This window comes from Pseudohoeflea suaedae, from assembly GCF_004354915.1.
Taxonomy (GTDB): Bacteria; Pseudomonadota; Alphaproteobacteria; order Rhizobiales; family Rhizobiaceae; genus Pseudohoeflea; species Pseudohoeflea suaedae.
Genome location: NZ_SMSI01000002.1, coordinates 390,834 through 404,565, shown reverse-complemented (window position 1 = coordinate 404,565; position 13,732 = coordinate 390,834). Strand labels below are relative to the sequence as shown.

13 protein-coding genes and 1 tRNA gene are annotated in these 13,732 nt (G+C 62.1%); 7 read left to right on the top strand and 7 right to left on the bottom strand.

The genetic code is table 11. The features are described from left to right. Positions 1 to 15: 15 nt before the first annotated feature. The gene (rpiA, locus tag E2A64_RS11990) at positions 16 to 720 is read right to left on the bottom strand and encodes a ribose-5-phosphate isomerase RpiA (protein WP_133284715.1); all 705 of its coding nucleotides are present in this window, start codon (positions 718 to 720) and stop codon (positions 16 to 18) included. A 187-nt stretch (positions 721 to 907) separates the two neighbouring features. Here rpiA and E2A64_RS11985 point away from each other — a divergent pair, with 187 nt between their 5' ends. From E2A64_RS11985 to E2A64_RS11975, 3 genes are all read left to right on the top strand, one after another. Further along, entirely contained in the window at positions 908 to 1,582 is a 675-nt protein-coding gene (locus E2A64_RS11985; protein WP_133284714.1) for an HAD family hydrolase, read from the top strand. A 212-nt stretch (positions 1,583 to 1,794) separates the two neighbouring features. Then, entirely contained in the window at positions 1,795 to 2,181 is a 387-nt protein-coding gene (locus tag E2A64_RS11980) for a hypothetical protein (protein ID WP_133284713.1), read from the top strand. A gap of 80 nt (positions 2,182 to 2,261) precedes the next feature. Then, entirely contained in the window at positions 2,262 to 2,498 is a 237-nt protein-coding gene (locus tag E2A64_RS11975) for a hypothetical protein (RefSeq protein WP_133284712.1), read from the top strand. A gap of 220 nt (positions 2,499 to 2,718) precedes the next feature. Here E2A64_RS11975 and E2A64_RS11970 read toward each other — a convergent pair. From E2A64_RS11970 to E2A64_RS11955, 4 genes are all read right to left on the bottom strand, one after another. Next, positions 2,719 to 2,793, bottom strand: a tRNA-Val gene (locus tag E2A64_RS11970). A 188-nt stretch (positions 2,794 to 2,981) separates the two neighbouring features. After that, positions 2,982 to 4,724, bottom strand: coding sequence for a hypothetical protein (locus E2A64_RS11965; protein WP_133284711.1), 1,743 nt, complete (start codon positions 4,722 to 4,724; stop codon positions 2,982 to 2,984). Between the two features lie 114 nt (positions 4,725 to 4,838). Next, positions 4,839 to 5,594 carry an extensin-like domain-containing protein gene (locus tag E2A64_RS11960; RefSeq protein WP_158285756.1) on the bottom strand — a complete coding sequence of 252 codons (756 nt, stop codon included), beginning with the start codon at positions 5,592 to 5,594 and terminating at the stop codon, positions 4,839 to 4,841. A 286-nt stretch (positions 5,595 to 5,880) separates the two neighbouring features. Beyond that, complete coding sequence (locus E2A64_RS11955; RefSeq protein ID WP_244598266.1) at positions 5,881 to 7,809, bottom strand: L,D-transpeptidase family protein; 1,929 nt, start codon at positions 7,807 to 7,809, stop codon at positions 5,881 to 5,883. Between the two features lie 294 nt (positions 7,810 to 8,103). On the opposite strand from E2A64_RS11955, the gene E2A64_RS11950 reads away from it, so the two are divergent. From E2A64_RS11950 to E2A64_RS11940, 3 genes are all read left to right on the top strand, one after another. Continuing rightward, entirely contained in the window at positions 8,104 to 9,711 is a 1,608-nt protein-coding gene (locus tag E2A64_RS11950; protein ID WP_133284709.1) for a fumarate hydratase, read from the top strand. 148 nt (positions 9,712 to 9,859) lie between these two features. Next, entirely contained in the window at positions 9,860 to 10,933 is a 1,074-nt protein-coding gene (locus tag E2A64_RS11945; RefSeq protein ID WP_133284708.1) for a GGDEF domain-containing protein, read from the top strand. A 150-nt stretch (positions 10,934 to 11,083) separates the two neighbouring features. Continuing rightward, the gene (locus E2A64_RS11940; protein WP_133284707.1) at positions 11,084 to 11,695 is read left to right on the top strand and encodes a L,D-transpeptidase; all 612 of its coding nucleotides are present in this window, start codon (positions 11,084 to 11,086) and stop codon (positions 11,693 to 11,695) included. A 74-nt stretch (positions 11,696 to 11,769) separates the two neighbouring features. Here the strand turns inward: E2A64_RS11940 and E2A64_RS11935 are convergent, their stop codons facing one another. Beyond that, complete coding sequence (locus E2A64_RS11935) at positions 11,770 to 12,744, bottom strand: alpha/beta hydrolase (protein WP_133284706.1); 975 nt, start codon at positions 12,742 to 12,744, stop codon at positions 11,770 to 11,772. Between the two features lie 46 nt (positions 12,745 to 12,790). Here E2A64_RS11935 and E2A64_RS11930 point away from each other — a divergent pair, with 46 nt between their 5' ends. Next, on the top strand, positions 12,791 to 13,255 hold the full coding sequence (locus tag E2A64_RS11930; protein WP_133284705.1) for a MarR family winged helix-turn-helix transcriptional regulator: 465 nt from the start codon (positions 12,791 to 12,793) through the stop codon (positions 13,253 to 13,255). Positions 13,256 to 13,266: 11 nt separating this feature from the next. Here the strand turns inward: E2A64_RS11930 and E2A64_RS11925 are convergent, their stop codons facing one another. Continuing rightward, positions 13,267 to 13,629 (bottom strand): gamma-butyrobetaine hydroxylase family protein, encoded by a 363-nt coding sequence (locus tag E2A64_RS11925; protein WP_133284704.1) that lies wholly within the window; start codon positions 13,627 to 13,629, stop codon positions 13,267 to 13,269. Between the last annotated feature and the right edge of the window lie 103 nt (positions 13,630 to 13,732).

Here is a 13,732-nt window from a genome sequence, read left to right as displayed (position 1 = left end):
TTCACTCCCGTCAAATTAGGCGTTGAGCATCCGCACGCCCGCCGGTGAGGCGATGATGGCTGCGGTTGCCATATTGAGAAACAGTCCGTGCTCGACCACACCCGGAATCGCCGCCAGACCGTTTGCCAGCGCTTCTGCATCGGGAATACGGCCAAATGATGCGTCCAGAATGAAATGACCGCCATCAGTGACATAAGCCTCGGAGCGCTCGTCACGCTGCCGCTGGCGCTGGACGATATCGCCCGCAAGCCCAAGCCCGCTTGCCAGGGCCTCGATGTGGATGAGCGTCGAAGTCATGCCGAACGGCATCACCTCGATCGGCAGCGGGAATGCGCCGAGTTCGTCGACGAGCTTGCTCTCGTCGGCGATCACGATCATCCGGTCGGAGGCCGCCGCGACGATCTTTTCGCGCAGGTGGGCGCCGCCGCCGCCCTTGATCAGGTTCAGCTTCGGATCGACCTCGTCGGCCCCGTCGATGGTCAGATCGAGCTGCGGCAGTTCATCGAGCGAGAAAAGCGGCACTCCGAGTTCCAGACACAGCCGCGCCGTGCGCTCGGAAGTGGGCACGCCCTGAACTTCGAATCCCTCGGCGACCTTCTCGCCCAGAAGCTGAACGAATTCTTCCGCGGTCGAGCCGCTGCCGATGCCCAGCCGCATGCCGTTTTCAACCTGATCAAGTGCGACTTTTGCCGCTGCAATCTTGAGACTTCGGGCGTCCATGTCGCTCCGCCTGTTGAACAATTTGGTCGCTGTTAGCATGCTGCGGCACGATCCGCAAAGCCTTGGCGCCGCGCTTTTTAAGGAGATGTGCAGCACCATTGCCCTTTGCGCAGCCCCGCCTGCCCTGTTAAGCGCTTTGCCGTACTATCGCTTGCCAGTCCGCCACCCCTTTACCGGAACGCTCCGCATGACCGCCCCCACGATCCTGTTCGACCTCGACGGCACATTGTTGTCCACCGCGCCCGACCTGCTTGCGAGCCTGAATTTCGTGTTGGAAAGCGAAGGCCTCCGCACGTTGACCGAGAATGAGGTCGGTCACCAGTTCGGCCAGGGCGCGCGCGCCATGATCATGCACGGCTATCGACATAACGCGGCCATGGCGGACGAAAACCGGCTTGCGGCAATGACGGAACGCTTCGTCCGGCACTACGCAGACAACATGCCGGGTCAATCGGCCCTGTTTCCGGGACTGGCGGAGGCCATGGACCGTCTCGACGGGGCGGGCATGACGCTCGCCGTGTGTACGAACAAGCGGGAGGATCTCGCCCGCACGCTTCTGGAGGGGCTGAGCCTCACCCACCGCTTCGCGGCGATCTGTGGCGGCGATACATTCCCCGTTCGCAAGCCGGACGGAAAACACCTTCTCATGACCATCGAGCGCGCAGGCGGCGATCCGGCCCGCGCGGTCATGATCGGCGATTCGTCGAGCGACATCCTTGGTGCGAAGGACGCGAACATAGCTTCCATCGCCGTTCCCTTCGGCTATACCGACCAGCCCGTCGAGAGCTTCGGACCCGACCGGGTGATCGCGAACTATGCGGAACTGACGCCGGAACTGATCGAAGGCCTGCTGGCTCGCTGAGGCGCCGCGAACATGGCATCGAAGCGGAGGAAGCACGACGCATGACGCTGCGTCCGGCGCGGTACGCGAAGCAGCAGGCCTGCCCTGTCGCCGCCTGATCCTGCCGGGTTTCCGTCCGCCGGCTGGTTTTCCATCTCGCCAGTCTCGGCGATGTCCGCTATAGCCGTGCGATGGATTGCAGCAATCTAGCCATATACCGCAAGTCGATGTCCGTGGGCGCAGTGTTCCTGCGCGCCCTGCTCATCTTGCTGGTCGCCTGCTGCGCGCACGAGATATCCCGTAATGGCATCGGCGAGATCGCCGGCAATCCGTCTATTCGTGCGGCGAAACATCTCGAACTCGGGCTGCCGTCTGATCGGCTCGTCCTGGCCAATGTTTCGACCCGGAAAAACCCTGACCCGTCCTCCGGCGCATCCGCGACCGGCGCGCTCCTTGCGCCGTGTTTGCCATTCCTGGCAATAGCCGACTGCATTCCGCCGTTTCCCGAAGCCGACTTACCGGCATCAGCTTCACGACCGACCTGGCACGCAAGGGCGCCTCCACTCGCCCTGTCCCGGTTGCATTTCCAGACAGCTACGGACACGCGCCCGGCCGCCTGAAGGTCACGGCGTCATCACGTCCGTGCACATTTCAGGCAAGCCGCGGCGACGCTCGACCGCGGAACACAGTGGAGTTCGCGTTGAAACGCGTCATCAATTTCAAAACCCTGTTCGGCGTCTTCGCCGTGACAGCTTTCGTGGGAAGCCAGCTTGTGGCGGTCGCCGGTGCGGCGATCTGGGCCCTCATCGGATACTTCGGCTTCGGCGAGACCGCAGCCGTCGTTTTCGCAGGCTGCAGCTCGATACCGATACTGATCGCCTTGTGGAAAGTCGCGAGACTGGCCTACGAGACAGAGACCGACCCCGCAAACAACTGAGGGTCATTCCCCGTCTCCGCGTCCTGAACGCGCGCGGAGGCAGCCCTGACCGGCGCACGCGGCCATCGCGTTGCGTGCGCCTCTTCGCAGCCGACGGAGCATGAACAAAGGCCACGGGTTCTCTCCACCCGTTCTCGCCACGTACCGCTCAAACGCGCCAACAGCGCCGATCGGGTTACCAGCCGATCAACGCCCAGGCATTGATATTGCTTCGGAATAATGGTGGGCGCGACAGGGATTGAACCTGTGACCCCTGCCGTGTGAAGGCAGTGCTCTCCCGCTGAGCTACGCGCCCAAGTCCTTGTTTTCAAGGCTTGCGGCGCGCTTATGCCTCACCAGACCTGCCGTTGCAAGCAGAACATTGCAGAAACATGCAAATGCGCGCGGGGGAAAGGCGGAAGAGCCCGAACGGACCTGCCATAAGCCACAGGCCCGGTCCGCGCCCTGCATCCAGACCGAGAGCGGCATTTGCGTCGTTCCGCATCATGAAGCGGAAGGCGATAGCACTTTCAGAAACGGGCTGCCGGGCTTGAGAAGAACGTCATAGCAGGGCGTGAGCGGCGCCGTCACGCGGTCGGCCAACGCCGGCTTGTAGAATAGTTCCCGAATTTCGTAGCGCGCCCTTTGGAAGGGGCATTTCGGCGACAGGATCAGATCCGTCTCGGCAATTGCCCTCAGTGTTTTCTGGTCGGGCGTCGGAATGGACCGGGAGGGATCGGCCCCGATCATCACATACTCGGTACCCGGCCTCCTTAGGATGAACGGAAACGGATTGGCGAAATCGAGATCGAGGACTGACCGGAAATGCTCGCCCGTGCTGGCTTCCAGCTTTCCGATGGCCGTTGCCGCCCGTCCCATCTCCTGAATCAGAAGAAACTGGTAATCGTGCTCGACGAAGAGCCGGAAGGATGGCAGTGCGCCGCTTTCCGCGATCTCGATCATCTCCTCGGGATGCTTGATGTAGAAAGACCGCATTCGCTCGGCCTGCTCGGCGTAGACGTCCTTGACCGAAACCCGCCCGATCGGCCCCAGCACCGGCTCGTCGAGGTGAATGTAGGTCGGTGCCAGCGCCGTCAGTCGAACAGCCTTGTAGGCGATGGTCGATACGGCGGGAACCACCACGAAAGCAGTCACCACATAGATCAGGAAGCGCGCGGACCCGAACACATCGGCCGGGCGCAACATCATCCTGAGGATCGCCGGCCAGGCGACGAAATAGGGATGGCTGCCGGTATTCTGCGTCTCGAAGACGAGCCCGCAGAAGAGCGACAACCCGATCCAGACCCAGTCCCCGTCGAGAAGGCCGATCACGCCGCGCTGCTCGCGGTCGCGCGGGCGGCGGAACGAGATCACCTCACGCCAGAACAGGACCAGGCACAGAATGGCGCCGGGCAGCAGCACGTCGATGCGCATCGACATCGCCGTGAGAAACCGCGGCAGAAGCGTGCCGGAATTTTCCTGGGCCAGGAGCAGAATGTTGCCGATGTAGCCGGATATCACGCCCGTCGCGAGCTGCAGGACACCCGTGAACCCGATACAGACCAGCGCGGTGGCGACCGCCACATATGGGTGAATGCGGCGCGTCAGCAGCCCGAGGATCAGCAGCGGACCGACAGCGGCGAAGGCGGTGATCTTGCACAGGGCGAGACTGACGAGAAGGACGGAGAACAAGGCCGTCTGCAGATGGCGGGAGCGGACAAAGAGCACCGTCGCCGCCGTCAGGAACATCAGGTGTGAACCGTGCCGGTTGTAGATTCCGTAGCCGTCGCTGCCAGCGAAATTGTTGTAGATCGTGTCGTTGAACGGCAGCGCGGTATAGAAGACCCACGCCAGCAGCAGGCCCCAGACCGCCCATGAGCTGCGCTTGCTCGCATCCCAAAGGATCAGCGCCATCACCGGAGCGGTGATCGGGAGCCATTGCAATTGGGTGAGCAGGATCGGATTGGCGTCGGGGAAAAGCTGATAGTTGACCCAGGTGAGCCAGTATTCGAGCGGCCCGACCGGCACCTGGAAATCGGTGACCGGCCACTGCCCCGCATTCATCCGCCCGATCGCGTCGTAATAGACCAGCACATCCCAGTACATCGGCCCGATGGGCAGGACGAGCGGGAGAAACTGCATGACCGCGGCGGCCGCCAGAAAGGCCAGAAGCACGACATAGGCGACGTAGGGCGGACGCTGGCGCCCGGTGCCAGCCCCATAAGCGCCGTAATAGATATCCGCCATTCCGCACCCCCACTCTCGTTCAAGCCCCGATTCGAACCGTTGGAGTTTGCAACATGGTCCTTGCCAAAACCAGACGCGTCAGGGCTGCAACGAAATCCGGAAGCACGTTTAGGCTTACTGGCAGATCCGGTATCCGCCCCGGCGCTCCGCCAGATCGATGTGGATGTGATCGGAGTGAAAGCTGTCGGCACCGGGACCGAGCACCGTGGTGAAGTGGAGACACGCCCCCTTACGCACGGCGGCCTGGAGCGCGGCGGCGATGGTATGATCCTTCTCGCGCGGGGTCACCGTGACGTCCGTACCATCGGCAAGCGTGAAGCCCGCGATGTCGATGGCGCGCCCCTTGCCGTGCTCGCTCAGCTTGGCATCCTTCTGCGAATTGCGCGTGCGGCAGATATAGGAGGATGCCTGCCGGATCGTCTTGAGCGCCTTGCCCTCGGGCTTCTCCTCGTCCGTCAGCGTCCTGATGGCCGTATCGGCGGCGGGCTTGAGTTCATCCTCCACCCATTCGGCCAGCGCCACCGCCGTCGGACAGTCGAGCTTAGCTGCGGGTTGCAGCGATATGCCGCCGGAAAAGCCGCTGATCTCGAATGGATGTGCAATGCCGCAGCCGCCCTCCCCCTCGATGGGCTCTACTGCCTCGAAGATCGCGCCGAGCTCGGCGAGCCTTGCCACGCAGACCGGATCGACGGGCTCGGGCGGCTGAGTTTGTGCTTGCCTGTCGGAACTCCCGGCTTCGGGCTTGCCGCTTCCGGAAGCATTACCGGACGTGTCGCGCTCCGCACCCGGACTTCCGCCATCCTCCTGCGCACCGGCAGGCGCGTCGGCGTCGGCAGGCCCGGGCTCTTCTTCTTCGCCTCCCTCATCCACATCCTCTGGCTCTGGAACTGGCTCTGGCCGGGGTTGCGGCAAAGGCGCCTCGGCCTCGCCGGCAGCCACCGCTTCGGCACGCGGCGCGGGTTCCGGCAAGGGAACGGACGCGGCGTGAGCCATGCCGGCACTGGCATAAATGAGGCCGAGGGCGAGAGCAGATACGCTTGTCTTGGGAAAATGGGTCACTGGGGCACGCTTCCGGGCGATTAGCATCACCTGATGGAAACGCGACCGGTGCGGCGCCGGTTCCCCCGACCGCAATCGGGAGAACCGGGTTGAAGGCTCAGCTGGAGGCGGAACGTTCCGCATCCGTGGCGTCGATAGCCTTTTCCAGATAGGAATCCCGGTCATAGACGTCGGCGAAATATTTCACCTTCTCGCCCGGTTCCGCCCAGGCGGTGAAGTAGGAGACGTGAACCGGGATATTGCCCGAAACCGGCAGCGCCTTGTTCTTGCCCTGCGCAATCTCGCGGCCGACTTCCTCCACGCTCACGCCGAGGACGCGCGAAGCCATTCCGCGCGGGTCCTGAAGCCGGACGCAGCCATGACTGAAAGCCCGCATGTCCCTGCTGAAGAGCGATTTCGACGGCGTATCGTGCATGTAGATCGCGTGCGAGTTGGGAAACAGGATCTTGAGTTCGCCCAGCGCATTGTCGTCGCCCGGAGGCTGGCGCACGCCGACGGCGCCACGTCCGACAGAATGCCAGTTCACACCGCTGGAAGAGACGGCCCGACCATTATAGGTCACCTGATAGCCCAGACGATCCAGATAGGACGGGTCGCGCTGGAGCTTGGGCAGCATCTCGTTGATGATGATCGACTGCGGAACGCCCCAATAGGGGTTCACCTCGACCGTCTCGATGGTGTCGTCGAAGAAATAGGTCTGGTTGGACTTCTTGCCGACGACGGTACGAGTGGTGAATTCCGGTTTTCCGTCCTCGTAATAGGTCGCGGTGAAAGCAGGCTGGTTGATGAAGACCCTGCGGCTTTCGAGGACGCCCGGCAGCCAGCGCGCGCGTTCCATCGAGAGCTTCACCTTCTCGATCTTCGCGGCATTGGTTTCACCCACGAGCGCGCGGACCGTGCGCGGGCCGACGACGCCGTCGCTCGCCAGACCGGCCTCTTTCTGGAAGCCCTTCACCAGCGAAACGATATCCGGGTCGTATTCCGCATTGTCGATATAGCTCGCAAGCAGCAGCGCGTGCTCCGCCTTCAGCTCGTCCGACGCCTTCTCCTCGATGGCGCGAACGAGGTTCTTGGTCTCCGCGCTCGACTGACCGGGCTTGAGGAGAAGATCCTCCGGCAGATCGATCGTCTTGCCCTGATCGGCCTGTTTCAGGTGCTTGAGCTCCTCGACGAAGGCTGTGAAATGCTGGCCCTGCGGATTATAGCCGTAAAGCGCAGCACCGGCGTCGTCCGAATTCGAAACGGCCTTGAGGGCGGAGACGAGATCAGGCGTCTTGCGCTTGAAGTCGTGATACCCGGAGATGCGGTTGGGATCGACGCGGCCGCGCGTGGCATCGAGAACATAATCGGCAACCGCTGCGGACAGCTTCATCTCGAAACGCATCAATTCCTGCTGGCGCGCCGCTCCATTCGTCACGTCATAGCCGTCTTCCGGCACCTCGACGCTGTAATTGGATGCATTCAGACCGACGCTGTCGGCATCCTCGAGCACGGCGAGGACCGAGCGGGCGGCCGAATTGATGCTGGAGCCGGCCACCCACAGATAGGCGGGATCGGAGGAATAGAGATCGACGATAGCCTTGGCGGCCTCCGGCAGGGCCCTGACATCGAGCGCATCGAGAGCGGACCTGCCCTCATCGAAAGCGTTCATGCCGAGCGGCGGCAGGCTCACCCCGTCACTCGTCGCGCCGGTCACGAGGGGATCGCTGATCGCGCCGAACTTGACTGCGACGAGCCGGTCGGGACGGTAGGTCTTGTAGGTGGGACCGCTGATGGGAGCGACGGGAGTGGATTTCCGCTCCGCAGGCGCACTGGCGCTGCGCTGTTCCGGCCGCGTTCGCCGGAAGCCGAACACATTCCGTCTGTCTCCGGAATTGTTCCCGAGATTGCGAATGCGCTTGACCGCCGCATTGTTGGGGTTATCCAGCGCACCACCGGCCTGGGCAAATTGCGGAGCAATATAGGCCTCTCCCGCTCCAGCCATGAGAGCAATGAGAGCTACGCACAGCCCATGTTTGAATACCATATTGCTGATACCTTTCGCCGACTTACGGCTGTCTCAATGATTTGCCTGGCCCCGCCGGGAAACTACCAAAGCCGTACCCGCGTTGCAAAGCGCATGTTTCACGATCGCGAAATGGCGCAAGAGGTGTTGCGCCCAGTCCACGCTCTCGCGGCGTCCCGCCCATTTCACCACGGCAATCTTGACCGAAGCTGAAAGCCTTTTTGGGCCGCTGGCCAAAAGCCGAATTGCATTCCACCGCGTCAGGTCCTAAACCCTGCCCGACCCTTTTCATTTCCGCGACGAGAGGATTTTTTCGTGGCTGACGCTCTTTTCCCGCTTGGACCCGACAGCACCACCTGGCGCAAGATTTCCGACCAGCACGTGTCGGTCGAAACCTTCCGCGGCCAGGATGTGCTGACAGTGGAAACGGAGGCCTTGCGGATTCTCTCCGAGGCGGCGTTTGCCGACATCAACCACCTTCTGCGACCGGGCCACCTCCAGCAGCTCGCCAATATCCTCGCCGATCCGGAAGCCACGGAGAACGACCGTTTCGTGGCGTTCGACCTGCTCAAGAACGCCAATATCGCAGCCGGCGGCATTCTGCCGATGTGCCAGGATACGGGCACCGCGATCGTCATGGCCAAGAAGGGCCGCCGCGTCTGGACCGAAGGCGGCGACTACGAAGCCCTCGCCGGCGGCGTCATGGACGCCTACGAGAAGAAGAACCTGCGCTACTCGCAGCTCGCACCTCTCAAGATGTTCGAGGAGAAGAACACCCGCAACAACCTTCCGGCGCAGATCGACATCTACGAGGAAGGCGACGACAGCTACGATTTCCTCTTCATCGCCAAGGGCGGCGGCTCGGCCAACAAGACCTTTCTCTATCAGGGCACGCCGTCGCTTCTGACCCACGACAGGATGATCGATTTCCTGAAGGAAAAGATCCTCACGCTCGGCACCGCGGCCTGCCCGCCCTACCATCTGGCGATCGTCATCGGCGGCACCAGCGCCGAGATGAACCTCAAGACCGTCAAGCTCGCCTCGACCCGTTATCTCGACGACCTGCCGACCGAAGGTTCGGAAGCCGGCCATGCGTTCCGCGATCTCGAAATGGAAGCGGAAGTCCACAAACTGACCCAGCAGATGGGTGTGGGCGCACAGTTCGGCGGCAAGTATTTCTGCCACGACGTGCGCGTCATCCGCCTCCCCCGCCACGGCGCCTCGCTGCCGATCGGTATCGGCGTCTCATGCTCCGCCGACCGCCAGGCCAAGGGCAAGATCACCCGCGATGGCGTCTTCATCGAGCAGCTCGAGACCGACCCGTCGAAATACATGCCGGAAATCGACGAGGACAAGCTGTCCGAGCATGTGGTCAAGATCGACCTCAACCAGCCGATGGCCGACATCCTCGCCGAACTTTCGAGACATCCGATCAAGACGCAGCTCTCCCTCAGCGGCCCGATCATCGTCGCCCGCGACCTGGCGCACGCCAAGATCCGCGCGCGTCTCGAAGCCGGCGAGGAGATGCCCGATTACTTCAAGAACCATCCGATCTACTATGCCGGACCGGCCAAGACGCCGGAAGGCTATGCCTCCGGCTCCTTCGGCCCGACAACGGCTGGCCGCATGGATTCCTATGTCGACCAGTTCCAGTCCTTCGGCGGCTCGATGGTGATGCTCGCAAAGGGCAACCGCTCGCGCGCCGTCCGCGAAGCCTGCGGCCGGCACGGCGGCTTCTATCTCGGCTCCATAGGCGGCCCTGCCGCCCGGCTCGCCCAGGATTGCATCAAGAAGGTCGAGGTCGTCGAATATCCCGAACTCGGCATGGAAGCGATCTGGAAGATCGAGGTCGAAAACTTCCCCGCCTTCATCGTCATCGACGACAAGGGCAACGACTTCTTCAAGGAACTGAACCTGGGCTAGACGCCTATACGGCACACGCAACAAGTAATAACACGAATATTTAATTAATACTCTAACTAATTAAGAAGTGACTGGCGAACGTTAACAGTTCCCCAACATTTCATGGCTATTAATTTTAGGGTGTTATCGAGACGGGTTGGGGACCTTCATGTCGACGAATGCCGGCGGCAAGAAAGTGCAGATGATGGATGCTGCCACGATGGTGCTGGCAAGCATGCGGAAGATGGGCATTTCGGGAATCCCCCGCAATTACGAACTCGTCTATGAGGCACTGAATTCTTCGAACCCGGCGCTGACCCGCGATTTCGACGCTCTCGGCTCCCATCCGACCCAGGCCGCGCTCGATGCGGTTGGCGCGAAATATTTCGCGCACCACCACAAGAAGACAGTGGTCGAAGGGGCCCACGACAAGATCACCGACGAACTGGAAACCATGCTGCGCACCCTGCGCAAGGAGCAGTCGTCGCTGGAAAGCTATACCCGGCTGCTTGGCGAAACCTACCACCGGATTTCGGCCAAGAGCACATCGAGCTCGGAAATCCTCGGCGGCATCATCGCCATGCTCTCCTCGGCCACCGGCGACACCATGGAACAGGGCAAGGTCGCCGTCCAGGAGATGGTCGAGCGCGCCGTGGAAATGGAGCAGGTCAAGCTCGAACTCGACGAATACAAGCGCATCGCCAACACCGATCCGCTGACACGGCTCGCCAATCGCCGCGCCTTCGACGACGCCCTGCCGGAAATCTACAATTCCAGGCGCGAAGCGATGTACCACGCGCTGATCGTCTGCGACATCGACCACTTCAAGAAGTTCAACGACAGTTTTGGCCACCCTGTCGGCGACCGCGTTCTCGGCGTCGTGGCGGCGGTCATGCGCTCGACGCTGCGCAAGGACGTTTTCATCGCCCGGACCGGCGGAGAGGAATTCGCGGTCATCCTGCACGGGACCAGCCAGGACGTGACGATGGAAGTGGCCGAGCGCATCCGCGCCGCCATCCAGAAGACGCCGCTCCGCAATCAGAAGTCGGGCATGGATTACGGCCCGATCACGGTCTCCGTCGGCGTATGCATGGCGAGTGACGCGGAAAATGCGACCGATCTCTACAACAAGGCCGATATCGCCCTCTACATGGCCAAGAACAGCGGTCGCAACCAGGTCCAGATCTTCAGCGACACGATGGCCGGGGACATCGACAAGAACTGGCTGATCTACCGGAAATAATACGCGCGCAAGTATGCAACACCGCGCGTTTAAACAATGCGATTCTCGCATGTGTGCTGGACAGCACAGACGCTATACATTACCCGATTGTAATGTTGGTTTGCGTCTTCGACCGCATGAAGTGAACTCTTGATTATGACGGATCATTCCATGAAGAAAATCATCGTTTCCGCGGCCATCACCCTGATTGCCGCCACATCCTTCGCCAAGGCAGCGCCGCAGAGCGAGCAGAAGAGCCTTCTCCAGATGCTCTTCCCCCCATCTGAAAACTATAACCGGATGAACCATCGCCGTTCGGACAAGTCGCCGATCAAGCGCAAGGTTGTGAAGTTCAACGAGAACTATGCCGCCGGCACCGTCGTCATCGACACGTCCGATCGCCGCCTCTACCACGTGCTCGGCAATGGCAAGGCCATGGCCTACGGCATCGGCGTCGGTCGCGACGGCTTCACCTGGCAGGGCAGCGACAAGATCTCGCGCAAGGCCGAGTGGCCGGGCTGGACCCCGCCGCAGGTGATGCGCGAGCGCGTCAAGCGCCAGGAAGGCCGCGTTCTGCCCGCCTATATGGAAGGTGGTCCGGACAACCCGCTCGGTGCCCGCGCCATGTATATCGGCTCGACCATCTACCGCATCCACGGCACCAACCAGCCCTGGACAATCGGTCAGGCGATGTCGTCGGGCTGCATCCGCATGGCCAATGAAGACGTCATCGACCTCTATGAGAAGGTCGGCGTCGGCACCCGCGTGGTCGTGCGCAACTGATCGCCCCCGCTCCGTCGAACACGAACAAGCCGGCCTGATCAGGCCGGCTTTTTTCGTCGCTGAATGCGCAAACCTCAGGCGCTCGTTCGCGCCTTGTCGACGAGGCCGAAATCCATCTTCGCGATCAGCGCCAGTTGCGCGTCCGCATCCCCGAAATCACGCACCCCGAGAAAATCGAGGATGCCCTCGATGACGGGCGGAGCCGCCAGAATACGGCGATGGCCGTATCCGGGAACCGGTTTGAGCCTCACATGAGGACCGGTCGCAGCAAGCGCCTCGGCGCAGGAGAACGGCACCTCCTTGTCGTCGGGGGCATGCATCACCAACACTTCGGAACGGATCTGCGCCATGCCCCTGGCCGCGTCGTAATCATCGAGCGGACGGCCGGACAAGGTCATGACCTCGCCCTCGAAGGCCTTACGCACCGCACCCCTCATGCCGGTTTCCTCGGCAAACCAGTCGAAGATCGTTCTCAACCTCGTCGGCGAGGCGATGGTGATCAGCTTGTAGGGCCGGCGTGCGGGAACCGTCGATACCGTGCCCGAGGCCACGCTGACGATGGCCGCCGCACCGAAGGAATGGCCGATGAAGACATCGAAACCGTCGAATTGCCGCCAGGCCGCGTCGATCGCCTCGGCCGCGTTGACGAGGTGGCTCCGCCGCGATGGCGATCGTCCGTGCCCCGGCATGTCGATCGCGATCACGTGGAAATCATGGGCCACGAGCGCCTCTATGATCGGCAGCATGTGCTCGGTGCGCGACCGGTATCCGTGAACGACGAGAACCTTGCCACGGCAGCTGACCTCGTCCCTTACGCCGAAATCATAGGCTGCGACGATCGCCCCGTCGGACAGGAGAAGGCGGACGCGTTCCGCCTTCCTGATGCGAGGACCCGCCTCACGAATGACCCGCGCCTCCTTTTCCGATTCCGGTTTCGGCCCCGGCGCCCGGGCAAACAGCTGGAACGCGAAACGCCCGGCGGCCTCCGGCGAAAAAAATGCGACGATCGAAATGATCAAGCCAATGGACTTCAGGAGCCATTTTGACATAGGAATAACCTGGAAGGTTCAACACTGAACAAATATTTGTACAACCATGAACAAAAAGCAAGCCCTCCCCTGGGATAATCCGCGCTTCAGGAACTGGATCGCAGTCGCACGCGCCCATCAGCTCATGGGGCTGACGCTCACCCGCGCCCTGCAGGGTCTGGATCTCAAGCCGCCGCACCTCGATATCCTCGCCAATGTCTACCGCTATCCAGGCATCTCCCAGCAGGACCTCGCAAACAAGCTCCTCGTGGGACGCTCCAACCTGTCCATGCTGCTGCCTCAGCTGGAACAGCGCGGCCTGATCGAGCGCCGCACGGACGACGACGATCGCCGCGTGCTGCGGCTGACGCTCACCCGAAAGGGCGAGGCGCTGACCGAAGACGCCCTGACGATACAGACGGAAGTGATCGAGAAGGCGATGTCGGCTTCGAGCGCCCAAGACTGCAACATGGTCGGCGACGTCATGCGCCGTATGCTGGAAAAGCTGACCGACGGCGAGGACCGCGAGTAACGCGCCGGACGCTAGCGGCCGAGCCCCTTCGCTTCGAGTTCGGCCAGATACCCGGCCCAGACGCTTTCGACGTCCTCACCCGTCTCGCTTAAGAATTTCCAGGTGAAGAGCCCCGTGTCGTGGCCGTCATCGAAGACGATGCGAACGGCGTAGTTCCCGACGGGCTGCAGATCAGCGATGGTGACGTTCTTCTTGCCCGGCACGGTGACCCGCTGTCCCGCTCCGTGACCCTGCACTTCCGCCGAAGGCGAGCGCACCCGCAGCAGCTCGGCCGGAAGCGCGAAGCTGCGGCCATCCTCGAACCCGACCGTCAGCGTCTTGCGATCGCCGGATACTTTCAGTTCGTTCGGCCAGGCTGCCTCATGCCGGTCCATTGCCATCTCCTTTGTGCCAAGATCGGCTGATATGACGGCAGAATGACCGATTTTCAATCCTCGAGCGCCGCCGGCGTTCGAGGAGGGCTTGAAAAGCGTTCCC

Coding starts and splice junctions, on each gene's coding strand:
- E2A64_RS11985 (WP_133284714.1), top strand. CDS start 908: ATGACCGCCCCCACGATCCTGTTCGACCTCGACGGCACATTGTTGTCC.
- E2A64_RS11955 (WP_244598266.1), bottom strand. CDS start 7,809: ATGGTATTCAAACATGGGCTGTGCGTAGCTCTCATTGCTCTCATGGCT.
- rpiA (WP_133284715.1), bottom strand. CDS start 720: ATGGACGCCCGAAGTCTCAAGATTGCAGCGGCAAAAGTCGCACTTGAT.
- E2A64_RS11965 (WP_133284711.1), bottom strand. CDS start 4,724: ATGGCGGATATCTATTACGGCGCTTATGGGGCTGGCACCGGGCGCCAG.
- E2A64_RS11945 (WP_133284708.1), top strand. CDS start 9,860: ATGTCGACGAATGCCGGCGGCAAGAAAGTGCAGATGATGGATGCTGCC.
- E2A64_RS11935 (WP_133284706.1), bottom strand. CDS start 12,744: ATGTCAAAATGGCTCCTGAAGTCCATTGGCTTGATCATTTCGATCGTC.
- E2A64_RS11925 (WP_133284704.1), bottom strand. CDS start 13,629: ATGGACCGGCATGAGGCAGCCTGGCCGAACGAACTGAAAGTATCCGGC.
- E2A64_RS11940 (WP_133284707.1), top strand. CDS start 11,084: ATGAAGAAAATCATCGTTTCCGCGGCCATCACCCTGATTGCCGCCACA.
- E2A64_RS11930 (WP_133284705.1), top strand. CDS start 12,791: ATGAACAAAAAGCAAGCCCTCCCCTGGGATAATCCGCGCTTCAGGAAC.